General features: G+C 71.9%; 21 protein-coding genes. 13 read left to right on the top strand and 8 right to left on the bottom strand.

Features of this window, described 5'->3' with window-relative positions; genetic code table 11:
- Positions 1 to 82: 82 nt before the first annotated feature.
- Positions 83 to 1,591 carry a cell wall anchor protein gene (locus ABZ780_RS11560; RefSeq protein WP_357485737.1) on the bottom strand — a complete coding sequence of 503 codons (1,509 nt, stop codon included), beginning with the start codon at positions 1,589 to 1,591 and terminating at the stop codon, positions 83 to 85.
- Positions 1,592 to 1,897: 306 nt separating this feature from the next.
- Between ABZ780_RS11560 and rsmD the strand changes: the two genes are divergently transcribed.
- The 9 genes from rsmD (at position 1,898) to ABZ780_RS11515 (ending at position 9,852) form a co-directional block, all read left to right on the top strand.
- Complete coding sequence (gene rsmD / locus ABZ780_RS11555; protein WP_357011485.1) at positions 1,898 to 2,461, top strand: 16S rRNA (guanine(966)-N(2))-methyltransferase RsmD; 564 nt, start codon at positions 1,898 to 1,900, stop codon at positions 2,459 to 2,461.
- Positions 2,458 to 2,940, top strand: a complete 483-nt coding sequence (gene coaD / locus ABZ780_RS11550) for a pantetheine-phosphate adenylyltransferase (RefSeq protein ID WP_357485735.1) — start codon at positions 2,458 to 2,460, stop codon at positions 2,938 to 2,940. Before rsmD ends, coaD begins: the two co-directional genes overlap by 4 nt.
- 263 nt (positions 2,941 to 3,203) lie before the next feature.
- Positions 3,204 to 3,701 carry a hypothetical protein gene (locus ABZ780_RS11545; protein WP_089017300.1) on the top strand — a complete coding sequence of 166 codons (498 nt, stop codon included), beginning with the start codon at positions 3,204 to 3,206 and terminating at the stop codon, positions 3,699 to 3,701.
- A 110-nt stretch (positions 3,702 to 3,811) separates the two neighbouring features.
- Positions 3,812 to 4,375, top strand: a complete 564-nt coding sequence (locus tag ABZ780_RS11540) for a YceD family protein (RefSeq protein ID WP_357485734.1) — start codon at positions 3,812 to 3,814, stop codon at positions 4,373 to 4,375.
- 5 nt (positions 4,376 to 4,380) lie between these two features.
- The gene (gene rpmF / locus ABZ780_RS11535) at positions 4,381 to 4,554 is read left to right on the top strand and encodes a 50S ribosomal protein L32 (RefSeq protein ID WP_030335284.1); all 174 of its coding nucleotides are present in this window, start codon (positions 4,381 to 4,383) and stop codon (positions 4,552 to 4,554) included.
- A gap of 135 nt (positions 4,555 to 4,689) precedes the next feature.
- Complete coding sequence (locus ABZ780_RS11530) at positions 4,690 to 5,655, top strand: phosphate acyltransferase PlsX (RefSeq protein ID WP_357011617.1); 966 nt, start codon at positions 4,690 to 4,692, stop codon at positions 5,653 to 5,655.
- Positions 5,652 to 6,560 (top strand): ribonuclease III, encoded by a 909-nt coding sequence (gene rnc / locus ABZ780_RS11525; protein WP_357485733.1) that lies wholly within the window; start codon positions 5,652 to 5,654, stop codon positions 6,558 to 6,560. Before ABZ780_RS11530 ends, rnc begins: the two co-directional genes overlap by 4 nt.
- On the top strand, positions 6,553 to 7,410 hold the full coding sequence (mutM, locus tag ABZ780_RS11520; protein WP_357485731.1) for a bifunctional DNA-formamidopyrimidine glycosylase/DNA-(apurinic or apyrimidinic site) lyase: 858 nt from the start codon (positions 6,553 to 6,555) through the stop codon (positions 7,408 to 7,410). Before rnc ends, mutM begins: the two co-directional genes overlap by 8 nt.
- Before the next feature lie 222 nt (positions 7,411 to 7,632).
- Positions 7,633 to 9,852: an MMPL family transporter gene (locus ABZ780_RS11515; RefSeq protein WP_357485730.1), complete on the top strand. Its 2,220-nt coding sequence runs from the start codon at positions 7,633 to 7,635 to the stop codon at positions 9,850 to 9,852.
- A 59-nt stretch (positions 9,853 to 9,911) separates the two neighbouring features.
- On the opposite strand, the gene ABZ780_RS11510 is transcribed toward ABZ780_RS11515, so the two are convergent.
- Together ABZ780_RS11510 and ABZ780_RS11505 are read right to left on the bottom strand one after the other, a co-directional pair.
- Entirely contained in the window at positions 9,912 to 10,835 is a 924-nt protein-coding gene (locus ABZ780_RS11510; protein WP_357485729.1) for an endo alpha-1,4 polygalactosaminidase, read from the bottom strand.
- 37 nt (positions 10,836 to 10,872) lie between these two features.
- Complete coding sequence (locus tag ABZ780_RS11505; RefSeq protein ID WP_357485728.1) at positions 10,873 to 12,000, bottom strand: CAP domain-containing protein; 1,128 nt, start codon at positions 11,998 to 12,000, stop codon at positions 10,873 to 10,875.
- Positions 12,001 to 12,371: 371 nt separating this feature from the next.
- Between ABZ780_RS11505 and ABZ780_RS11500 the strand changes: the two genes are divergently transcribed.
- The 3 genes from ABZ780_RS11500 (at position 12,372) to ABZ780_RS11490 (ending at position 17,163) form a co-directional block, all read left to right on the top strand.
- On the top strand, positions 12,372 to 12,566 hold the full coding sequence (locus tag ABZ780_RS11500; RefSeq protein WP_007456482.1) for a hypothetical protein: 195 nt from the start codon (positions 12,372 to 12,374) through the stop codon (positions 12,564 to 12,566).
- Positions 12,567 to 12,925: 359 nt separating this feature from the next.
- Complete coding sequence (gene smc / locus ABZ780_RS11495) at positions 12,926 to 16,543, top strand: chromosome segregation protein SMC (RefSeq protein ID WP_357485726.1); 3,618 nt, start codon at positions 12,926 to 12,928, stop codon at positions 16,541 to 16,543.
- Complete coding sequence (locus ABZ780_RS11490; protein WP_357485725.1) at positions 16,543 to 17,163, top strand: HAD-IA family hydrolase; 621 nt, start codon at positions 16,543 to 16,545, stop codon at positions 17,161 to 17,163. Before smc ends, ABZ780_RS11490 begins: the two co-directional genes overlap by 1 nt.
- 8 nt (positions 17,164 to 17,171) lie before the next feature.
- On the opposite strand, the gene ABZ780_RS11485 is transcribed toward ABZ780_RS11490, so the two are convergent.
- The 5 genes from ABZ780_RS11485 to ABZ780_RS11465 all read right to left on the bottom strand — a co-directional run bounded on the left by ABZ780_RS11485 (position 17,172) and on the right by ABZ780_RS11465 (position 22,124).
- On the bottom strand, positions 17,172 to 17,699 hold the full coding sequence (locus tag ABZ780_RS11485; protein WP_357485723.1) for a DinB family protein: 528 nt from the start codon (positions 17,697 to 17,699) through the stop codon (positions 17,172 to 17,174).
- Positions 17,700 to 17,741: 42 nt separating this feature from the next.
- Positions 17,742 to 18,236: a universal stress protein gene (locus ABZ780_RS11480; protein WP_357011509.1), complete on the bottom strand. Its 495-nt coding sequence runs from the start codon at positions 18,234 to 18,236 to the stop codon at positions 17,742 to 17,744.
- A 10-nt stretch (positions 18,237 to 18,246) separates the two neighbouring features.
- Positions 18,247 to 19,851 carry an MDR family MFS transporter gene (locus tag ABZ780_RS11475; protein ID WP_357485722.1) on the bottom strand — a complete coding sequence of 535 codons (1,605 nt, stop codon included), beginning with the start codon at positions 19,849 to 19,851 and terminating at the stop codon, positions 18,247 to 18,249.
- 93 nt (positions 19,852 to 19,944) lie between these two features.
- Positions 19,945 to 20,385 (bottom strand): MarR family transcriptional regulator, encoded by a 441-nt coding sequence (locus tag ABZ780_RS11470; RefSeq protein WP_357011513.1) that lies wholly within the window; start codon positions 20,383 to 20,385, stop codon positions 19,945 to 19,947.
- A gap of 26 nt (positions 20,386 to 20,411) precedes the next feature.
- Positions 20,412 to 22,124 carry an alkaline phosphatase D family protein gene (locus ABZ780_RS11465; protein ID WP_357485720.1) on the bottom strand — a complete coding sequence of 571 codons (1,713 nt, stop codon included), beginning with the start codon at positions 22,122 to 22,124 and terminating at the stop codon, positions 20,412 to 20,414.
- A gap of 83 nt (positions 22,125 to 22,207) precedes the next feature.
- Here ABZ780_RS11465 and ftsY point away from each other — a divergent pair, with 83 nt between their 5' ends.
- Positions 22,208 to 23,398: a signal recognition particle-docking protein FtsY gene (gene ftsY, locus ABZ780_RS11460; RefSeq protein ID WP_357485719.1), complete on the top strand. Its 1,191-nt coding sequence runs from the start codon at positions 22,208 to 22,210 to the stop codon at positions 23,396 to 23,398.
- The last annotated feature ends 1 nt before the right edge of the window (position 23,399 follow it).

Genomic DNA, 23,399 nt, shown 5'->3' with positions numbered 1-23,399 from the left:
CACGTGGTGGCGATCCGCAGTGGACCGGGACCCCCACGGACACGCCGGCCGGGTGGCCGGCGCGCCCGTGGGGCCGAACAGGTCAGGCGGTGAAGGTCACCCGACGCCGCCGCGCGATGACGAAGAGCACCGCGCCCGCGATCAGCAGGGCGATCGCACCGGCGGCGATGCCGCCGGCCGCCGCACCGGTGACCGGGAGGCCCGGCTCGTCGCCGCCACCGCCACCGCCGCCGCAGTCTTCCTCCGGCGTGTAGATGGCTTCCAACTCCAGCTCCAGGTCCGGCAGGGTGACGAGCGCCGACTCGGCCTTACCGGCCTTGAAGGTCACCTTCTCCGAGCCGCCGGCGGCCACCGTACGGGTCTCGGTCTTGTCGCCGTAGGTGAAGGTGGCCTTCACCGGGAGACCACCCTCGGGGTTGGTCACGGTGAGCGCGAAGTTCTTGCAGTCGGCCTCGGTGGTGACGGCCGGCAGGGGGCAGTCCTCGGGGCGCTGCCACGAGTACGTGCCGTTCCCGACCACCTTGCCGTCGACCAGCACCTCGATCTTGCCGGCGTTGGCAGCCGGCACCACGATGCTGTTGTCGGCCTTGCCGGCCTCGACGGAGACCTTCTTGGACCAGCCGTCCTCGCCCTTGACCTCGAACTCGACCGGGTACTTGCTGATCTTGCCGTCGTTGCTCAGCGAGACGGCCACCGATCCGTCGCAGTTGGACGCGAAGGTCGACGCCGGAGTGGTGCAGCTCTTGTCGCCGCCGTTGTACCAGCCCTGCACGCCCTTGGACCGGTTGCCCGGCGCGCCCGGCGAGCCGAGCTTCTTGTTGTCGTACCGCTTGCCGCCCTCGACCAGCGGGTCGATGACCTGCTCGCCGTCACCCCAGATCAGGTCGACCTGGGTGTGGCAGTCCGGGATCTCGACGTTCAGCTCGATCTCGGTCTGGGTGCCGCCGATCCAGTCGCTGTCCGGCGTGCCGTACACGTACTGCGGGGTGGCGAACTGCGGCCGCGGCGCGAAGTACGACACCAGCGTGAACCACTGCTTGCCCTCGCCGCACAGCGGCAGGTCACCGTCGAGCTTGACGGTGGCGGTGCCCTTCGGGCCGTCGAAGGTGTGGCTGTACTTGGCCTTGCTGGCGTCGACGCACTTCGGGGCCGGCGTGCAGGACTTGTCGGCGGCGAGGTTGACGCTGCCCTCGTTGGTGGCTTCCTTGCCGTTCTTCTTCCACTTGCCGAACACCGTCAGCTTGGCGGTGGCGGTGTCGCCCGGCACTCGCTGCACGGCCAGGACGGTGCCACCCTTAGGGATGACGAAGCCCTGGAGCGGGACCGCCTTGGCGCCCTCCACCGGCACGGTGACCTCGGTCGACGGCTGCGCGGTCACCCTCTTGAGCGTCACGGCCTTGTCGCGCTCGCTGTTCTGCACCTTCCACGTGATCACGCGCTCGCCGCTGAGTTGGTCACAGCTCGTGGTGGCGCTGATGGTGGTGTGGTGGGCGCTGGCCGGGGTGGCTACCGCGACGACCCCGGTGAGGCCGATGAGGGCGGCTCCCAGGACGGCCAGCGGTCGCCGTAGCGACAGCTTGGGACGGATCACGGGTACTCCTGGAGTGCTGAAGCGTCAGGGGTGTGGCAGGGGAGGGACTGTGGACGGTCGCTGCACGTCCGGACGGTGAAGCGTCCTCCCGATGCCGTGGGCCGGTGGGTTGCCGCCGGCACCCGGCAGACCCTAGCGAGATCGCCGCGAGTGATACAGGCCTCAGGATTCACTAAGGCTGATGATATGAATTTGAGATCATTGATATACGAGAAGTGATCACGTGATCGTCGTGTCGATACCTACCGTGTCGGTTGCCGGTCCCGGCGGGTCGCGTAGCGTCGGGGCCATGAGCAGGAGGAGGCGGTGACCCGGATCGTGGCCGGGACACTCGGCGGCCGGCGGATCGCCGCGCCCCCCGGCGCCGGCACCCGACCCACTTCGGACCGCGTCCGGGAGGCGCTCTTCAGCGCCGTCCAGGCCGAGGTCGATCTCGACGGGGCGCGCTTCGCCGACCTGTACGCCGGTTCCGGCGCGGTCGGGCTGGAGGCGCTCTCCCGGGGTGCCCGGCATGTCCTGCTGGTCGAGTCCGACGCGCGGGCGGCCCGGGTGATCCGGGAGAACGTGGCGACCCTGCGCGCTGGCCCGGCCGTCCGGCTGGTCTCCGGCAAGGTGGCGACGGTGCTGGCGGCCGGTCCGGACGGCGGCCCGTACGACGTGGTCTTCGCCGACCCGCCGTACGCCGTGCCGGATGCGGAGATCACCGCGTTGCTGACCGCGCTGGTCGACGGCGGCTGGTTGGCGCCGGACGCGCTCGTGGTGGTGGAGCGGTCCAGTCGCACCAGGCAGTTCGACTGGGTGGACGGGATCACCCCCGGGCGTAGTCGTCGTTACGGCGAGACCACGCTTTGGTACGGTCGCCGATCATGAGACGCGCGGTGTGTCCTGGCTCGTTCGACCCGGTGACCAACGGTCACCTCGACATCGTCGGACGGGCCAGTCGGCTCTTCGACGAGGTGATCGTCGGCGTGCTGGTGAACCAGTCGAAGAGCGGCCTGTTCACCGTCGAGGAGCGGATCGAGATGCTCCGCGAGGTGACCTCCTCGTACGGCAACGTACGGGTCGAGTCGTTTCGGGGGCTGCTTGTCGACTTCTGTCGGGCCCAGCAGGCAAGCGTGTTGATCAAGGGTCTGCGGGCGGTCAGCGACTTCGACTACGAGCTCCAGATGGCCCAGATGAACATCGGGCTGGCCGGCGTCGAGACGCTCTTCATGCCCACCAACCCGCTCTACTCCTTCCTCTCCTCCAGCCTCGTCAAGGACGTGGCCAAGTGGGGCGGCGACATCTCGGCCCACGTCCCCGACCTGGTTCGAGAAGCTCTCCAAACCCGCCTAACCCCCGGCGTCTAACCCCGAACCCGCCCCCACCGCCCCCGCGATCTTGCAGTTGCGGTCGCAGGATCGTGCATTTTTGCGGCAATTGTCGAGGCAGAAAGTGCAAGATCGCCGGGATTGGGGGCCGGGGGCGTTGCGGAACGCGATGGCGGCGCGACGCGCCGGGTTGGGGTGGATGGGGCGTGGGTGGGGCGGGCAGGACATGATTGGTGGAGCGGGGAACCGGCCGTAGCCCGCATCATGGACGTCGGCCGACGAACGACAGGAGTGAGGTACCGGTGGACCCGCTCGATCGCATCGACGAACTGATCGCCATGGTGGAGCAGGCCCGCTCCGTCCCGATGTCGCGCAACAACTGCATGGTCGACCGGGGCGAGATGATCGCCGCTCTCGACGAGATGCGCGCCGAACTCCCCGCCGACCTGCGTCGCGCCGCCGCGCTCCTCGACGAGCGCGACAAGATCATGGAAGCGGGAAAGCGCGAGGCGGACCGGATCATCAGCGAGGGTGAGGCAGAACACGCCCGCCTGGTCTCCGTGAACGAAATCACCGTGTCGGCCGAGCACGAGGGTGCCCGGATCATCGCCGAGGCCCGGGCCGAGGCGCAGCGCCTGCGCGAGGAGGTCGACGACTACGTCGACACGGCGCTCGCCAACTTCGAGCAGTTCCTCACCCGGGCGCTCGCCTCGATAGAGCGTGGCCGGGACAAAATGCACGCACTACGAGAGATCGGCACCTTCGGTGGGGATGAGGCGGAACGCCCGCTACCCTTCTGAGCGGCACCTCACCAGCCGACACTCTAGGGCGGGCGTCGCCCCCGGTTCGACGGTCCGGCGGTCGCCCAGGTAACCTTTTTTGTCGGCCTCTCACCGGCCGGAGTCTAACTATGCCCAAGCGCTCGCCATCGACACTCGACCCCAGGTCGCCGCTGGTCCTCGACACGAGGGACCTGCCGCGCCGACCTGGCGCGTTGCGTGAGGTCCAGCGGGTCGTGGCGGCACCGACGGACCTCGGTGTGGAGTTGATCGGCGTGCCGGAGGGCGCGGACCTCAACCTCGATCTGAGGTTGCAGTCGGTGTCCGAGGGTGTGCTCGTCTCTGGGACCATCACCGGTCCCGTCCGGGGCGAGTGCGGGCGTTGCCTGCGCGAAATCAACGACTCGATGGCCGTGACGATCCAGGAGCTGTACGCGTACGAGAACAGCACCACGGACGCCACGACCGACGAGGACGAGGTGGGCCGGATGCAGGGCGATCTGATCGACCTGGAGCCGGCGCTGCGGGACGCGTTGGTGCTCACGCTGCCGACCAACCCGCGCTGCCGGGAGGACTGCCCAGGACTGTGCCCCGAATGTGGGGCGCACTGGGACGATCTGCCGGCCGACCACAGTCACCAGCAGGTCGACCCGCGTTGGGCGGGCCTGTCGCAACTGACCCGTACAGAGGAGTAAGAACCGTGGCCGTCCCGAAGCGCAAGATGTCGCGCAGCAACACCCGGTCCCGCCGGGCGAACTGGAAGGCGACCGTGGTCGCGACCGTCGCGTGCCCGCAGTGCAAGTCCCCGAAGCTGCCGCACGCCGCCTGCTCCGTCTGCGGCACCTACAACGGCCGCCAGGTTCTCGAGGTCTGACCTGGACGCCGAGTGACGCCCCCGACCCCAGGTCGGGCGGCGCGCGCACCCTGGCATTCGCCCGGTGCCCCGGCTCCCTCCGAAACCGGCCGGCCCAACCCGGCCGATGTTCCGGCGGAGCCGGGCACCGCGCGGATCGCCGTTGACCTCCTCGGCGGGGACGACGCTCCCGCCGTCGTGGTTGACGGCGCTCTGCGGGCCATGCGCGCCGACCCGGACCTGCACCTGCTGCTCGTCGGCCCGAGTGAGGTTGCCGACGAGCTGATCGCTGCCCTCGATCCGGCCCAACGTGCCCGCATCGCGGTGCGGCCGGTTCGCGACGCGGTCGGCATGACCGACCACCCCAGCGCCGCCCGCTCGGAGAGCACCGTCCGGGCCGCCGTCACCGCCGTCCGCGACGGCACCGCCGACGCTCTGGTCTCGGCCGGCGCCACCGGCGCCACCGTCACCGCCGCCGTGCTCGGCCTGGGCCGCTGGCCCGAGATCCGCCAACCCGCCCTGGTCGCCACCCTGCCCGCGGTCGCCGGGCCGGTCGTGCTGCTCGACGTCGGCGGTTCGCTGGAGCCCCGCCCGGCCACCCTCGCCCGGCACGCCGTGCTCGGTGCCGCGTACGCCGCGGTGGCCCACTCGGTCGACGCGCCACGGGTCGGCCTGCTCTCGGTCGGCACCGAGGCCGGCAAGGGCGACCGGGTACGCCGGGCCACCGACCCCCTGCTCGCCGTCGAACCGCTGCCCAGCGGGGCGCGCTACGTCGGCCTGGTCGAGGGGTACGACGTGGCGCTCGGCGCGCGCGCCGATGTGGTGGTCACCGACGGCTTCACCGGTAACGTGCTGCTCAAGGCGATCGAGGGCGCGTACGCGATGGCCGGCGGCCCGCCCGTCGGCGGCCGTGCGCCCCGCGCCGCAGCCCTGCTCGGCGTCGCCGGAACGGTGGTCATCTGCCACGGCTCCGCCCACGCCGAGGACATCGCCTCCGGCATCGCCCTCGCCGCCCACCTGTGGCGGCGACGCGCCACCGACCTGGTCTCGGCGTTGCTCGACGGCGACGCCGCGACGGACCGCACCGACCGCTCCACCGACACCGAGGTACGCACATCATGAGCAACGACAAGCGGCGGCGGGCGTCCGTCGGTCACCTGGAAGCCGCGTTCGGCGTCAGCCTGGAACCGGACCTGCTGCAACGCGCGCTGACCCACCGCTCGTACGCGTACGAGAACGGCGGCCTGCCCACCAACGAGCGGCTGGAGTTCCTCGGCGACTCGGTGCTCGGCGTCGTGATCACCACAGCGCTGTTCCACAACCACCCCGACCTGCCCGAGGGGCAGTTGGCGAAGCTGCGGGCCAGCGTGGTCAACATGCGGGCGCTCGCCGACGTCGCCCGTGGCCTGGGCCCGGACGGCCTCGGCGCGTACCTGCTGCTCGGCAAGGGCGAGGAGACCACCGGCGGCCGGGACAAGGCGAGCATCCTCGCCGACACCCTGGAGGCGCTGCTCGGCGCGATCTACCTGCAGTACGGGCTGGACACCGCCGGGATCGTGATCCACCGGCTCTTCGACCCGTTGATGGCCGAGTCGGCCGGCCGGGGCGCCGCCCTGGACTGGAAGACCAGCCTCCAGGAGTTGACCGCGGCGTTGGCGCTCGGCGTTCCGGAGTACCGGATCGAGGGCACCGGGCCGGACCATCTCAAGACGTTCACCGCCTGGGTCGTGGTGGCCGGCAACCGGTACGGCGGCTCCGAGGGGCGCAGCAAGAAGGAGGCCGAGCAGCGGGCCGCCGAGGCGGCCTGGCGGATGCTCGCCGACCAGCACGAGCAGGACGACAAGGGCAGCCAGACCAGCCAGGACGACCAGACCAGCCAGAACGGCCACCGGGACCTGAGCGGCCAGGACGACCAGCGGGGGTTCGACCCACTGGAGCGGGCCGACCAGGCGGTCCAGACCGAGCAGGCCGACCACCTGGCACAGACCCTGTCCGACGAGCACGAGACGGGCGTACGCCGTGCCTGAGTTGCCCGAGGTGGAGACCGTCCGGCAAGGGCTGGCCCAGTGGGTCATCGGCCGGCGGATCGCCTCGGTCGAGGTCCGCCACCCGCGCGCCGTCCGACGGCACGTCCCGGGTGGCGCGCACTTCGCCGACGTGCTCGCCGGCCGGACCGTCCTGGACGTCCGCCGCCGTGGCAAGTACCTGTGGCTCCCACTCGACAGCGGCGACGCGGTGATCGGGCACCTCGGCATGTCCGGGCAACTGCTGCTCCAACCTCCCGGCACCCCGGACGAGACCCACCTGCGGGTCCGGTTCCGGTTCGCCGACGACGGGCCGGAGCTGCGCTTCGTCGACCAGCGCACGTTCGGCGGGCTCTCGGTCAGCGAGGGCGGCGCCGAGCTGCCCGATGAGATCGCGCACATCGCCCGCGATCCGATGGACCCGGAGTTCTCCGACACGGCGTTCGTCGCCGCGCTGCGCCGACGGCGGACCGAGGTGAAGCGGGCCCTGCTCGACCAGACGCTGATCTCCGGGGTGGGCAACATCTACGCCGACGAGGCGCTCTGGCGTGCCCAGCTGCACGGGGTCCGCCCCACCGACGCGCTGACCGGCCCGGCCGCGCAGCGCCTGCTCGGCCACGTCCGCGACGTGCTCGGTGAGGCGATCAAGGAGGGCGGCACCAGCTTCGACGCCCTGTACGTCAACGTCAACGGCGAGAGCGGCTACTTCGACCGGGAGCTGAACGTGTACGGCCGCGAGGGCGAGCCGTGCCGGCGGTGCGGCGCGCCGATCCGCCGCGAGGCGTTCATGAACCGCTCCTCGTACAGTTGCCCGCGCTGTCAGCCCCGGCCCAGGGGTTCCCTTCGGGGTTGACCCGGAGCGGGCTCCGGGTCGGCATCGGCGGGTCGTGGCCGGGCACCCCGGGTTGGCCCCGGATGACCGTCCGAATGGCGGGTTGATGCGAGTCCAGAGGACCGGCCGCCCACCGTGGACGGACTCCGGGGCGGGCCGGGGCCAATCCCCGATGTGATCGTCTCGTCGCGTCCCTAACGTCAGCACAGTTGACAGGGGATGGACGTGACAGGGGGACCCGAGATGGGCGCAAGACCGGTGACGGTGCGGATGGCGCGGTGGAGCGCCGAGCACCCGTGGCGGGCGATCGCGCTGTGGGCTGTGTTCGTGGCGGTGTGCTTCGTCGGTGGCAACGCCGCCGGCCTCAACGAGGCGACCAATAGTGAGCAGGCGATCGGCGAGGCGGGGCGGGCCGGCGTCATCGTGGACTCCGGCGCGTTCGACAAGCCGGCCGTGGAGAACGTGCTGATCACCTCCCGGGGCGGCGCCCTGGACCTGGTGGCGGCGAAGACGGTGGCCGACGACGCCGCGGCCCGGCTGCGTACCGTCACCGGGGTTGCCGAGATCGGCCAGCCGGTCACCGCGCGGGACGCTTCGGCGGTGTTGCTGCCGATCACCATGTCCGGCGACCCGGACACCGCGTCGGACCGGGTGCAGTCGCTGCGGGACGCCACCGCGACCGTGCAGGACGCTCACCCGGGGCTCCGCGTCGAGCAGGTCGGCGGCCCGTCGATCAATCAGGCCCTCGACGACACCCTGGGCAAGGACTTCAAGCGTGCCGAGCTGCTCAGCCTGCCGGTCACCCTGGCCATCCTGATCATCGCGTTCGGCGCGTTGATCGCGGCCAGCGTGCCCGTGCTGCTCGCGCTCTCCTCGGTCGCCGCGGCGATGGGGCTCTCCACCCTCGCCTCGCACCTGGTCCCGGCCACCGACACGACGGCCCCCGTGATCCTGCTGATCGGCATGGCGGTCGGGGTCGACTACTCGCTGTTCTACATCCGCCGGGAACGGGAGGAACGGGCCAAGGGCCGCTCCGGCCTGGACGCGGTGGAGATCGCCGCGGAGACCTCCGGGCACGCCGTGGTGGTCTCCGGCTTCGCGGTGATCATCTCGATGGCCGGGCTGCTGCTCGCCGGCGACGTGGTCTTCTCCTCCCTGGCCGTCGGCTCGATCCTGGTGGTCGCCGTCGCGGTGACCGGCTCGCTGACCGTGCTGCCGGCCCTGCTGGCCAAGCTCGGTCGCTGGGTCGACCGGCCCCGGGTGCCGCTGCTCTGGCGGTTGACCGCGCCGCGTACCGACCGGCACGGCGCGCCCCGCGCACCCCGACTCTGGCCGGCGGTGCTCCGGCCGGCGCTGCGCGCCCCGGTCGTCACGCTGGTCATCTCGGTCGGCCTGCTGCTCGTGCTGGCCGCGCCGGCGCTGGGCATGAAGCTGAAGTTCCCCGGCATGGAGGACCTGCCGCGCACCACGCCGGCGATGCAGGCGTACGACCGGCTCACCGCTGCCTTCCCGAGCACCGGCACCAACCACGTGGTGGCGGTCCGCGCGCCGGCCGAGCAGGCCGACCGGGTCCATGCCGCGCTCACCGACCTGGCCGGCCGTGCCGCCGGTGACCCGTTGTTCGCTCCCGTCGAGGCGGACGGCCCGAAGATCGAGGTGTCGGCCGACCGGCGGGTGTCGGTGCTGGACGTCGCCACCCCGTACGCCAGCCGGGACGACCGGTCGGTGCGGTCGCTGGAGAAGCTGCGCGAGGACCTGGTCCCGGCCGAACTGCGGGGCATCCCCGGGATCGAGTACGCGGTCGGCGGGAGTGTGGCCGACAGCGAGGACTACGCGCAGCACATCCGCGACAAGCTGCCGCTGGTGATGGGCTTCGTGCTGGTGCTCACCTTCCTGGTCATGGTGTTCACCTTCCGGTCGGTCGTGGTGGCGGCCAGCTCGATCGTGCTGAACCTGCTCTCCGTCGGCGCCGCGTACGGGCTTGTGGTGCTGGTGTTCCAGGGGGAGTGGGCCGAGGGGCTGCTCGGCTTCACATCGATGGGCGCGATCGTGTCCTGGCTGCCGCTGTTCCTCTTCGTGGTGCTCTTCGGTCTCTCGATGGACTACCACGTCTTCGTGGTCAGCCGGATCCGCGAGGGGGTCCGGGCCGGCATGGCCACCCGGGACGCGGTCTCGTACGGCATCACCTCGTCGGCGGGGGTCGTGACCAGCGCGGCGGTCGTGATGGTCGGCGTGTTCTCGATCTTCGCCACGTTGAGCACGATCGACATGAAGCAGCTCGGCGTCGGTCTGGCGGCGGCGATCCTGCTGGACGCCACGATCATCCGGGGCGTGGTCCTGCCGGCGCTGATGACCATGCTCGGCGACGCCAACTGGTGGGCGCCACGCTTCCTGCGCCCGCGCCCGGCGCCCGTTCCCGCCGATCCGCCGGCCGCCACGCCGGAGCTGGTGCCGGTGCCCTGACCCGAGACGCTGGGCCGGGCCGTGACCGCGGCCCGGCCCAGCGGTGTGTCCTCAGCCGGTCAGGGCAGCGCGCAGGCTTCCCGCCAGGCGTCCAACGTCCGCTCCTTGCGGATCGACGCGAAGCCGTAGCCGACCGTGGTGACGCAGAAGTCGCCGGTCGAGCCGGTGTACTCGACGTGGAAGACCGGCTTGCCCGCGTCGGCGAACGGCAACAACTTGGCGCACTGGTCCAGCCGGACGCACTCCTCGTTGACCGCGAAGTCGAAGTCGGGGGCCAGCGCGGCGAGCTGCGGCACGTCGTTGACCAGCCCGGGGGAGAGGTCCAGCGACCGGGCCAGCTGGGCCAGCCGACGGTTGAACAGCAGTTGGTCGTCGAAGTCGAGGGCGAACCCGGTGCGGTGCTCGTACCCGTCGGCGTCGGCGATCGCCACCGCACCGAAGCCCTTGCCCCGGCAGAGCCGGAACCGGTCGGCCAGCACCGGTTCGAGGGCGTCCCATCCCCGTACGTCCAGCCACCGGCTGTCGGGCCGACGCCCGACCGAGCCCTGCACGGCGGCGGGGATCCGGCTGGCGTCCGGGTCGGTCGAGCGCACCGAGCCGACGTACACCTGGCAGATCAGCCGGCGGTCGCGCGAGCGCAGCTCGGCGGTCTGCGCGGTGGTGGTGGCCACCGGGTCGAGCAGGAACACGTCGGCGTCCACCGCCGGGTCGAGCGGGCCGCTGAGCTGCCACTGCCACTGCCAGTGGCGAGCCTGCTCGGCCGGCCACGGGGTGGGCGCGCCGGGCGGGGTCAGCTCAGCCCGGCAGCCGTACGCCGGCACCACCAGGACGAGCGCGACGCCGGCCGACACGATCCGGCGCAGCGGGCGTACGGCGGCTCGTCGCCGTGACCGGATCCGCATCGGCAGCTCCCGGGTCCTGGGCGGCCCGTCGCCGCCGTCGGCCGGCACGCCGCCCCCACGCTCCGGCCCGACGTACCTCATCGGGTCAAACGAGCGCGGGGGCGCGGACGACGCGCGGTCAGCGCGGCGCTGCGAAGACCTGCGTCCAGTACGGGCCGTTGCTGCTGGCGATGCCGATGCCGATCTCGGTGAACGCGCAGTTCAGGATGTTGGCCCGGTGGCCGGAGCTGTTCATCCAGGCGTCCATCACGCTGGCCGGCGTCTTCTGGTTCCAGGCCACGTTCTCGCCGTAGGTGCGCCAGGTGTAGCCGACCCGGTCCAGCCGGACGCCGGGGTTGCTGCCGTCGCTGCCGGTGTGCGACATGTTCTGGTGGTCGGCCTGGTCCTGGCTGTGCCGCTGTGCCGCGGTCATCAGCTTGTCGTCGATGCTCAGCGCCTTGCAGCCGGCCTTGGCCCGCTCGGCGTTGACCAGGTCCACCACCTCGCGGGCCTGGGCGCTGACGGAGCCACTGGAGCCGCCGGAGCCGCTGGTGGTGCTCGGCGCGGTGCTGCGCGGGGCGGTGCGCCGGGACGCGGCGGTGGTCCGCGACGGTGCCGGGGTGGGCTTGACGACCTTGCTCGGCGACGGGCTCGGCGGTGCCGGGCTGGGCGTGTCGGTGGGGGAGGGTGCGACCAGATTGTCGCCGGCCAGCTGCTCGGTCGGTACGGCGGGCGCGGCGGCGACGGTGTCGTCGACCGCGGTCGGCTCGCCGGCCGACCCACCTGAGCCGGGCAGGCCGAGCGCGCCGGCGCCGAAGCTGACCACGAGGGTGGCCGCCGCGGCGGCGCCGCCGATCAACAGTGGGCGACGCCAGCGCCGGGGGGAGCGGTGTCGTCCCTCGCCGGGCCGGCCCTCCCGACCCTCGGTGCCCGGAGCGCTGGTCTGTGTGCCCCAGCCTCCCGTGACCTCTGCGTCGGCCTCGGTGCGCCAGCCGCCGGTCGCCGCCGACGGTGGGGTGCTGCCGCGCCAGTCGGCCGGCTCGTCGGCCGGCCAGGCGGCGGTGGGTGCCTTGGCCGAGGGCGCCGGCTGCCACCGGGCGGTGGGCTCCGCGCGGTGCCACTCGTCGCCGGGTTGGTCGGGGTCGTCGCCGAACAGGTAGGCCGAGCGGGGCTCCGGGCGATCGCTCAGCCAGTCCGGCTCGTCGGTCGGCCGCTCGGCGCGCCGGGGGGCGCCGTTCGGGTCCATCGGGTCGGTCCAGCCGTGCACGCGATGCCTCCACGGGGTCGGTTGTGGGCCGGGGTGACGCTACGACCAGCCCACGAGCTGCGGCAACGTGGCTAAGGAAGAGTTAAGGGGAAGTCGGACGCCAAGGGGCGGACTTCCGAGAATCCGGGCGTACAGTAAAGGTGTCCGGACAGAGCGTGTCCGTGCCTTGCGGCAGCCCCCCCGACAAGTGGACAGGTCGACGTGGAGATGATCTACGGCCTGCGAGAACTTGACGAAGGAGGGGTTTGCGGCTCAATATATAGGTGTCGCCAGTCGCGCCCGGTCATGCCCAGATACACCTGGAATGACAGCCGCGTATAAATGGGCGCGCGTTGGCCGGCCTTTCCGGCAGCGCATATCAAGGAGTCAGCATGGCGAAGGCCCTCTACGGCCACGTAGGTGCAGCGCCCGACCGGCGTCTGCTCGACGAGGTCACCCGACTGCGTGCCAGGGTTCAGGCACTGGAGTTCGAGATCACGCGTCTGCGTGCCGACAATGATCGGCTCGCGGCGGCTGCGGCGGAAGCAGACGACCTGCTTCGTCTCGCCGAGCCGGCGCTGACCTGATCTCCGGGTCGGAAAACTGAATCGCACCACCGCAAAAATGCGCGCCGACACCTCTGTGCCGGCGCGCAACGCTGTCCGGGCCCTTTTCCGCGGCCGGCGATTCATGATCTTGTTGTGGGCGCCGTGTCATCCGCTCGGGCAGTTTCCGTAAACGTGCCGTCCAGTTGGCTGATCATGAATCGGGTTTGTCTTTTCGGCCACACTCGGAACAACAATGCGGTCGCCTCCCGCGCCGACTGTCGGCGTGACCCGGGGCGGGTCGCGTGCCGGCCCGCTCCCGGCACCGGGTTAGTCTGCGGGTTCACCCAGGTCCGCGCAGCCGGCGACGGTACGGCGGCCACCGGACGAGGATCGAGAAGGTGTATCTCAAGAGCCTGACGGTGCGGGGCTTCAAGTCCTTCGCCTCCGCCACGACGTTGAAGCTGGAGCCCGGGATCACCTGCGTGGTGGGCCCGAACGGCTCCGGCAAGTCCAACGTCGTCGACGCCATCGCCTGGGTGCTCGGCGAGCAGGGCGCCAAGGCGCTGCGCGGCGGCAAGATGGAGGACGTCATCTTCGCCGGCACCGCCGGCCGGGCGCCGCTGGGCCGCGCCGAGGTCACCCTCACCATCGACAACACCGATGGCGCGCTGCCCATCGAGTACACCGAGGTCTCCATCACCCGCCGGATGTTCCGCTCCGGCGAGAGCGAGTACGAGATCAACGGCAACTCCTGCCGGTTGCTCGACATCCAGGAGCTGCTGTCCGACTCCGGCATCGGCCGGGAGATGCACATCATCGTCGGCCAGGGCCGGCTCGACGGCATGCTGCACGCCAAGCCGGAGGACCGCCGCGCGTTCATCGAGGAGGCGGCCGGCGTCCTCAAGCACCGCAAGCGCAAGGAAAAGGCGCTGCGCAAGCTCGACGCCATGCAGGTGAACCTCAACCGCCTGACCGACCTCACCGCCGAGCTGCGCCGCCAGCTCAAGCCGCTCGGCCGCCAGGCGGAGGTGGCCCGGCGTGCCGCCGCCATCCAGGCCAACCTGCGCGACGCCCGGCTCCGGCTGCTCGCCGACGACCTGGCCACCCTGCGGACCACCCTCGACCGGGAGATCGCCGACGAGACCGCGCTGCGGGAGCGGCGCGAGGAGATCGAGGGCGAGCACGCCGAGGTGCAGGGCCGGCTCGGCGAGCTGGAGGCCGCCCTCGCCGAGGACGCTCCGCTGCTCGCCGCCGCCCAGGACACCTGGTACAAGCTGTCCGCGCTGCAGGAACGCTTTCGATCGATCGAGCAGCTGGCCCGGGAACGGCTGCGGCACCTCAGCGCCAGCGGCGACGACGAGCGGCCCGGCCGGGACCCCGACCAGCTGGAGGCCGAGTCGGAGCGGGTCCGCGAGCAGGAGGAGGAGCTGCGCGCGGCGCTCACCGACGACCAGATCCGGCTGGCCGAGGCGGTCGAGCACCGCCAGGAGCTGGAACGGCAGCTCGCCGCCGCCGAACGGGAGCTGGTCTCCGCCGCCAAGGCCATCGCCGACCGGCGCGAGGGCATGGCCCGGCTCACCGGCCAGGTCAACTCGGCCCGAGCCCGGACCACCAGCGCCGGTGAGGAGATCGAACGGCTCGCCGTGGCGCACGCCGACGCGCTTGGCCGCGCCGAGCAGGCGCAGGCCGACCTGGACGCGGTGGCTGCGCAGTCCACCGAGGCGGACCGGGACAACGCCGACCTGGACGCCCGGCACGCCGAGGCGGTCGCCGTGCAGGACCGGGCGCAGGCCACCGTCCGGTCGCTGGCTGACGCCGAGCGGGCGGCGGAGAAGGACGCCGCCACCTGGAAGGCCCGCGAGGAGGCGCTCGCCCTGGGCCTGCGGCGCAAGGACGGCGCGGGAGCACTGCTCGCCCGGGCCGGGGACGTACCCGGCCTGCTCGGCAGCCTCGCCGGGCTGCTCACCGTCGCGCCGGGGCACGAGGCCGCGCTGGCCGCCGCGCTCGACGGGCTCGCCGACGCGGTCGCCGTCAGCGGGGTGGACGAGGCCGTCGAGGCGATGCGCCTTCTGAAGATCTCCGACGCCGGCCGGGCCGGCCTGTTGATCGGCAGCCCGGCGGGGCCCGGCATGACCGGCTCCCCGGACGCGCTGCGCCCGAAGCTGCCCGAGGGTGCCCGGTGGGCCCCCGACCTGGTCGAGTGCACGGCCGCCGAGCTGCGCCCCGCCGTGCACCGGGCGTTGCGTGACGTGGCGCTGGTCGACGACCTCGCCGCCGCGGCCGAGCTGGTCGCCGGCAACCCCGAACTGCGCGCGGTCACCCCCGAGGGTGACGTGGTCGGGGCGTACGCGGCGGCCGGCGGGTCGGCCAAGGCGCCCAGCTACATCGAGGTGCAGGCAGCCGTCGAGGAGGCGCGGACCAACCGGCTCGCCGCCGAACGCTCCGGCGCGGAGCTGCGCGAGCAACTCGTCGAGGCGCGTGCCGAGGTGGCCGCCGCGAAGGACGCCGTGCAGCACGCCGCCGCCGAGAAGCGCGAGGCGGAGAGCCACCGCAACGCCGCCGCCCGCCGGCTGGCCGAGCTGGGCGCGGCGGCCCGCTCGGCGAAGGCGGAGACCGATCGCCTGGGCGAGTCCCGGGCCCGCGCCGAGGCGGCCCGGCAGCGGGACCTCACCGCTTTGGCCGAGCTGGAGGAGCGGCTGCGACTGGCCGAGGAGACCCCGGTCGACGCCGAGCCCTCCACCGAGGAACGGGACCAGCTCGCCGCGATGGTGCCGCAGGCCCGGCAGAACGAGATGGAGGTCCGGCTCGCGGTGCGTACCGCCGAGGAGCGGGTCTCCTCGATCGCCGGCCGCGCCGATTCGCTGGCTCGGCAGGCCACCGCGGAGCGGGCCGCCCGGGAACGCGCCGCTGCCCGGCGGGCCGCGCGCACCCGGGGCGCGGGCATCGCCCGGGCCGTCGCCGGTGGCGCCCGGGAGGCGCTCACCCGGCTCACCACGTCGATCGCCGCCGCCGAGGAGCACCGCGACGAGGTCGCCCGGGAACGGGCCGCTCGCGAGGCGGAGCTTCAGGAGGTACGCGGCGCGGCCAAGCGACTCGGCGCGGAGCTGGAGCGGCTGACCAGCCAGGTGCACCGCGACGAGGTGGCCCGCGCCGAGCAGCGACTGCGCATCGAGCAGTTGGAGGCGAAGGCGGCCGAGGACTTCGGCTTGGACGTGGAGACCCTGGTCGCCGAGTACGGCCCGGCTCAGCCCGTCCCGCCGACCCAGGTCGACGTCGCGGCGGCCGAACGCGACGGTCTGCCGGTGCCCGAGCCCGTCCGCTACGAGCGGCCGGTGCAGGAGAAGCGGGCCGCCAAGGCGGAACGGGAGCTCGCCCTGCTCGGCAAGGTCAACCCGCTCGCCCTAGAGGAGTTCGCCGCGCTGGAGGAGCGCTTCAAGTTCCTCTCCGAGCAGCTGGAGGACCTCAAGGCCACCCGGCGGGACCTGCTCACCGTGGTCAAGGACGTCGACGAGCGGATCCTGGAGGTCTTCGCCAGCGCGTTCGAGGACACGGCGCGGGAGTTCGAGCAGGTGTTCACGGTGCTCTTCCCCGGCGGCGAGGGCCGGCTGATCCTCACCGACCCTGACGACCTGCTCACCACCGGCGTCGAGGTGGAGGCCCGCCCGCCGGGCAAGAAGATCAAGCGGTTGTCGCTGCTCTCTGGTGGCGAGCGGTCACTGACCGCGGTGGCCATGCTGGTGGCGATCTTCCGCGCCCGGCCCAGCCCGTTCTACATCATGGACGAGGTGGAGGCGGCCCTCGACGACGTGAACCTGGGCCGGTTGATCACGTTGCTGGCACAGTTGCGGGAGAAGAGCCAGCTGATCGTCATCACGCACCAGAAGCGGACGATGGAGATCGCTGACGCGCTCTACGGCGTGACCATGCGCAGCGGGGTCACCCAGGTGATCAGTCAACGGCTCAACCGGGCCGACGAGGACGACCAGCGGCACGGCCGCGGCGAGGAGAACGGGTAGTGGCTCGGGAACGTGCGACGGCACTCCTGCTGGATCTGGATGGCGTCCTGCGCCGGTGGGACCCGGCGGTCGCCGCCGGGGTGGAGCGGGAGTACGGACTGGCCGACGGCGTGCTCAGCGAGATCGCGATGCAGTGGGGGCGGCTCCAGCCGGTGCTCACCGGGCAGGTCAGCCACGCCGACTGGATGAGCAGCGTGGCCGACGCGCTCACCGAGCCGGCCGGTGGCCCGGAGCAGGCTCGGGCGGCGGTGGAGCAGTGGCAGCGCTACCGGGGTGAGGTGGACACCGAGGTGCTCGACTTCGTCCGGGAGGTGCGCGCCGCCGGCATCCGGGTCGGCCTGGCCACCAACGCCACCGATCTGCTCGACGCCGACCTGGCCGCCCTCGACCTAGCCGACGAGGTCGACGTGGTGGTCAACTCCTCGACCGTCGGTGTGCACAAGCCCGCTCCGGAGTATTTCCAGGCCGCCTGCGTGGCGGTCGAGACCCCGCCGGCCAAGGTGCTGTTCGTCGACGACGAGGACTGGGCGATCCGGGGTGCCCGCGCGGCCGGGCTGTCGGCGCACCGTTGGGGCGGGCACGCCGACCTCCGCTATCTGCGGGCGGCCCTGGCGTACTGAGCACGCCGTCAGTCGCCGGTGACGCCGTCGATCCGCTCGCGGATCAGGTCGGCGTGCCCGTTGTGCCGGGCGTACTCCTCGATCATGTGCACGTAGACCCAGCGCAGGCTGAAGGTGCGTTCCCCGTCGCTGCGGGTCAGCATGAACGTCTCGTCCAGGGATCGTCCCGCGGTGGCGGCCCGGGCCGCCTCGACCTCGGCCCGGAAGGTGGCGAAGGCCGCCTCCGGGTCGGCGTCGGCGGCAGCGTGGAAGTCGGCGTCGTTGTCGGTGTCGAAGTCGAACAGATCGGGCAGGACCTCGCCCGCGAAGCGCTGGCGGAACCAGGACCGCTCCACGTCGGTCATGTGCAGGACCAGCCCGAGCAGGCTCAGGCCGGACGGCTCGACGCTCGCCGTGCGCAACTGCTCGGCGGTCAGGCCGGCGCACTTCTGCAGCAGGGTCTCGCGGTGATAGTCGAGCCAGCCCTCGAGCATGGTGCGCTCGTCAGCGACGAGTGGCTCGGGTGTGCGGTCGATTTCGGGTGCTCTCCATGTCATCCGGTCATCCTGCGGTCCGGGTACGACAGTCGCGACGGGTTTTCAGGGCACCACGACGACGGGCCAGCGGCCGGTACGGACCAGCCGGGTGGCGACCGAGCCGACCAGCCGGTGACCGGCCTGCTCGGACGCACCCACCACGACCATGTCGGCCTGGCACTCATCGGCCGCCGCGCACAGCTCGGCGTACGCGTCGCCGCGCCGGCACAGGAAGGTCACCGGCAGCCCGTACTCCTCGGCGCCACGCCGGCACTCGCGACGCAGCTCGTCGGCCAGCTCGTCGTGTGTGCGCTGGACCGCGGCGGCGTCCATCCCGGGCACCAGGGCGGTCAGCCCGCTCGACGAGCTGACGAAGACCACCACCAGGGCGGCACCCTGCCGCCGGGCCAGGCCGGCGGCGTACGCGCCGGCCCGCTCGGAGGTGCGGGTGCCGTCCACGCCGACCAGGACGACCCGGGGCCCGTCCGTCCCCCGCTCGAAGGGAAGCGGACGGGTTCGGGGTCCGAATTCCTCACGGTCCGGTGCTCCCACGCTCATGCCGCCCACCTCACCTCTGCGCGCCGGTTGGGACCACGGCCACGCCGGCCGATTCCCGCTCGACCCCGCCGGTCGTCGGGGAGCTGCTGTGCTGCCGCAGCGGCACCTCCTTGATGAAGATCACCGCGATCAGCGCGATAAGCGCGAAGGGGGCGGCGGTCAGGAAGATGTCGCCGGCACCGTGGCCGTACGCGCTCTCCACCACGAGCCGGATCGGGCCGGGCAGGGTGTGCACGTCGGGCAGGCTCCCGCCGCTGCCGGAGCTGGACGCGGGGATGCCGAGCTGGGACAGGCCGGCGGCCGTGTAGTCGTTGACCTTGTGGGCGAGCACCGCGCCGAGCGCGGAGACGCCGATCGCGCCGCCGAGGCTGCGGAAGAACGCCACCACCGAGCTGGCCACGCCGAGCTCTCGCGGGTCGACGGTGTTCTGCACGGCGAGGACCAGGTTCTGCATGGACATGCCCAGGCCGATGCCGATCAGCGCCATGTAGATGCTGAGCAGGGTGAAGCTGGTGTCGGCCCGCAGGGTGCCCATCAGCGCGAAGCCGATGGTGAGCAGCGCCGTACCGATCACCAGGAACCGCTTCCAGCGGCCGGTACGGGTGATGATCCGGCCGCTGAGGGTCGAGGAGACCAGCAGGCCGAGGATCATAGGCAGGGTCATCAGGCCGGACATGGTCGGGCTCTGGCCGCGGCTGATCTGGAAGTACTGGCCCAGGAAGACCGAGGCGCCGAACATGCCCACGCCGACCGCGATGCTGGCGACGACGGCGAGGACGATGGTGCGGTTGCGGAACAGCCGTGGCGGGATCATCGGCTCGGCGGCCCGGGTCTCCACCCGGATCGCCAGCGCGGCGAGCACCAGCGCGCCGACCACCATGACGATGCTCTGCCAGGAGCCCCACGCGAACTGGTTGCCGGCGAGCGAGACCCAGATCAGCAGTACCGAGACGGCCGCCGTGATCAGCGTGGCGCCCCACCAGTCGATCTCGGCCTTGCGCTTGACCACTGGCAGGCGCAGGGTCTTCTGGAGCACGACCAGCGCGGCGATGGCGAAGGGCACGCCGACGTAGAAGCACCAGCGCCAGCCGAGCCACGAGGTGTCGACGATCACGCCACCGATGAGCGGGCCGCCGATGGTGCCGACCGCCATCACCGCGCCGAGGTATCCGCTGTAGCGGCCACGCTCACGCGGCGCGATCATCGTTGCCATGATCACCTGGGCCAGCGCGGTGAGGCCGCCGGCGCCGATGCCCTGCAACACCCGGGTGGCGATCAACTCGCCGGTGCCCTGCGCCGCTCCGGCCAGTACCGAGCCGAGCACGTAGATCACCAGCGACAACTGGACCAATGTCTTCTTGCTGACCAGATCGGCAAGTTTGCCCCAGATTGGGGTGGTTGCGGTGGTCGCGAGCAAAGCCGAGGTGACCACCCAGGTGTACGCGGACTGGCCGCCGTGCAGTTCGGTGATGATCCGCGGTAGCGCGTTCGAGACGACCGTGGAGGAGAGAATCGCGACGAACATGCCCAGCAGCAGGCCGGAGAGGGCTCTCAGGATCTGCCGGTGGGTCATGTCGACGGCGGGCGTCGGGGCCGACGCTGTCGCCTGGCTCATCGTTGCTGCCTCCGTGCGGAGAGTAGAGGGGGTGTTTTGGTTGCCTGAAGCAACAACTTGTCGGACGGCCGCGGCATTCCCCCACCACCGGAGTCACTTCCAGGAGTCGTTGAACCGGCCGAGCAGCCGTGCGAACTCCTCGACGTCCCGGGCCGGCCAGTCGTCCAGCGTGCGCAGGAACTCTCCCACCCGGGCGGCCCGAGCGGCGTCGAACCGGCGCTGGCCCTCCTCGGTGAACCTGATCTGCGCGGCCCGCCGGTCACTCGGGTCGGGGTCGCGGTGGACCAGGCCCAGCGCCTCCAGCCCGTTGATCTGCCGGCTCAACGTGCCCTTGCCCACACCGAGCCGCGCCGCCAGTTCGGTCAACCGGATCGACCCGCTGCGCCGAAGCCAGAGCAGCAGTCCGTACGTGTTCGGTTCGAGATTCGGGTGTACCTCCCGGGCGATCTCCCAGGAAACTGCCCGACCCCGACGCAGCAGTGCGGTCAACTCGTGCTCGACTGCCCGGATCGGCTCCGGAAGGTGCTCGCTCACGCGCTAGAGACTACGGCGGGGCCGCATCAGCCGTCGCTGGAGAGGCGGCGGTTCATCACCGGGCGTAGGTGCCCCTCGTCCGTGGTGCCCTCGATGGTCACCTCGGCCCGGCGACCCTGATGCGTCAGGGTGCCGACGGCGTTGCCGAAGTACGGCCCGGCCAGCTTGCGCCAGCGCACCCCCGGTCGTCGGACGCCGGCCGAGCGGGCCAGCGCCCGGGTGGCCCCCGCCGGACCGGACGACCAGCCCAGACGCATCAGCGGACGGATTCCGGCCGGCACCTGGTTGTGGATCGGCGAGCAGGTGAGCTGGTGCACCGGAGTGACCACCGAGGGGTCGGCGAACCGGGCCCCGGCCACGTACGAGTGGTGCACGTCCCCGGAGAGCACGCTGATCGACGCCGGTGGGGCGTACGCCGGCCCGGCGCCGACCCGCGCGCCGGACTGCTTCGGCGTGCCGGTGCCGATCCGCGCGAAGGTCTCCGCGAGCGCCTCGAAGGAGCGCCGGAAGGCCGCCCAGTGCTCCAGATCCAGTGCCCGGCGCAGCTTCTCGGCACCGCGCGCCACCCACGGCCGGCGCGAGTCGGCCAGCTTCTCGTTCCACGACTCGATGTGGTGGATGCCCTGCGGCAGCAGCCAGGGCAGCGAACTGCCGACCACCAGGTGGTCGTAGACCCCGTGCGCCTGGTCGAGGAACCAGGACCACTCACCCGGCGGCAGCATCGCCCGGTTGCCCGGTTCGAGCACCCGGCTGCACCGGTTGTCCAGCATGACCAGCCGGGTCCGGCCCAGGTCGAGGGCGTAGCTCCACTGGTACTGCACCGCGCGCCAGCGCTCGGTGTCGTGCGCCAGGTCGGACTCCTTGTCGACCCGGTGCCCGAACTCGCGGAGCACGCCGGTGGCGTCCTCGGCGGTCGAGACCTTGGCGAAGACCGGGTCGGCGGCGATCTCGTCGGGGGAGAGGTTGCCCAGGTGCTGGTAGACCCAGTAGGAGGCGAGCCCACTGCCGATCCGCTCGGCCCACCACGGCTGCTCGCGCACCTCGGCCCGCCACGACGCGGAGGTGTTCCAGTCGTCGATGATCTCGTGGTCGTCGAAGATCATCACGCTCGGCACGGTGGAGAGCAGCCAGCGGATCTCCGGATCGCGCCAGGACTCCAGGTAGAGCTTGGTGTACTCGTCGAAGCTCACCACCTGGTCGGCCGGGGCGCCCTTCGGCCGCCGCCGGCGCCGACGCAGCAGCCGGCGCACCGTCGGCGAGGTCACATCGGCGTAGACCTGGTCGCCGAGCAGCACCAGCAGGTCGGGCGCCGGGTTCGACTCCGGATCGGCCATCAACCGCCGGGCGTACGCGTCCAGCGCGTCCGGGGGCAGCTTGCGGGTGGTGGCGTGCTGGGTGGTCTCCCGGCACGAACCGAAGATCAGGTTGACCGGCTGGTCCAGGTCGTCGGCGGCCCGGGTGCGGATCACGCTCGGCGGGAAGCCACTGCTCGGCACCGGCCAGACCACCTCGTCGTCGACCAGCACCTCGTAGGTGGTCGTGCTGTCCGGGGTGAGCCCCTCCACGACCACGAGCGCGTAGTGGTGGTCGTACGCCGAGAAGGTGGGTGCGGTGCCGGTGGCGCCGTCGGCGGTGCGGACGGTGACCACGGCGGGCGCCGCCGTCTCCACCCAGACCGTCGCCCGGGTGTCCACCACGCGCCGCAGCAGAGGGCCGATCAGGAGGTGTGCGGCGGGCATGCGGCCGAGCCTACCGCCGGTTCGTGAGACCGGGCGGGTGCGGTGGCTGGGACGCCGCCGCCGGCATCTGACAGGATTCCGGCATGGCCGAATATCTCGTCCTCGCTCTGGTCCTGCTCGGTGTGCTGATCGCCGGCACAGTCGGGCTGGTCGTGCCCCGGTTGCGGCGGCGGCCCGAGCCCCCGCTGCCGCGCACCGAGGTCGACACCCGCGCCGAGGAGGATCTCGCCGGCCCGCCGGTCGAGGCACCGGAGTCCGATCTGTCCACCGGCGTCCTGGTCGAGCCGCCGCCGGTGATCGAGGCGCCCGCGCCCACCGTGGAGGTGCCCGAGCCGACCGCCGGACGGCTGGTCCGGCTCCGCTCGCGGCTGTCCCGGTCGCAGAACGTCTTCGGCAAGGGCCTGCTCGGCCTGCTCGCCCGCGACCACCTCGACGAGGACGTGTGGGAGGAGATCGAGGACAGCCTGATCACCGCCGACGTCGGCGTCGACGCGACCCGCGACATCGTCGACCGGCTGCGTGAGCGGACCCGGGTGCTGGGCACTCGTTCGGCCTCCGAGCTGCGCGCACTGCTCGCCGCCGAGCTGGTCAACGCCCTCGACCCGGAGATGGACAGGTCGCTGCGGACCGCCCCGAAGGACGGCGTACCGGCGGTCGTGCTGGTCGTCGGCGTCAACGGCGCCGGCAAGACCACCACCTGCGGCAAGATCGCCCGGGTGCTGGTCGCCGACGGCCGAACCGTGCTGCTCGGCGCGGCCGACACCTTCCGAGCCGCCGCGGCCGACCAGTTGCAGACCTGGGGCGAGCGGGTCGGCGCGGAGACCGTCCGTGGCCCGGAGGCCGCCGACCCGGCCAGCGTCGCCTTCGACGCGGTCCGCCGGGGCACCGACACCGGCGTGGACACCGTGCTCATCGACACCGCCGGCCGGCTGCAGAACAAGGTCGGCCTCATGGACGAGCTGGGCAAGGTCAAGCGGGTGGTCGAGAAGCAGGGCCCGATCGACGAGACACTGCTCATCCTCGACGCCACAACCGGCCAGAACGGTCTGGAACAGGCCCGGGTCTTCACCGAGGTGGTCAACGTGACAGGCGTGGTGCTGACCAAGCTCGACGGCACCGCGAAGGGCGGCATCGTGATCGCCGTGCAACGCAAACTCGGCATCCCGGTGAAGCTCGTCGGGCTCGGCGAAGGCAAGGACGATCTCGCGCCGTTCGACCCGGCGCAGTTCGTCGACGCGTTGCTGGGGACCGAGCCGGCCGGACGGGACGCGTAGT

The organism is Micromonospora sp. NPDC047467, from assembly GCF_040643095.1.
In the GTDB taxonomy this organism is placed as follows: domain Bacteria; phylum Actinomycetota; class Actinomycetes; order Mycobacteriales; family Micromonosporaceae; genus Micromonospora.
Note: the sequence above shows the minus strand (reverse complement) of the source record. Positions and strands in the feature narration are given on the sequence as shown.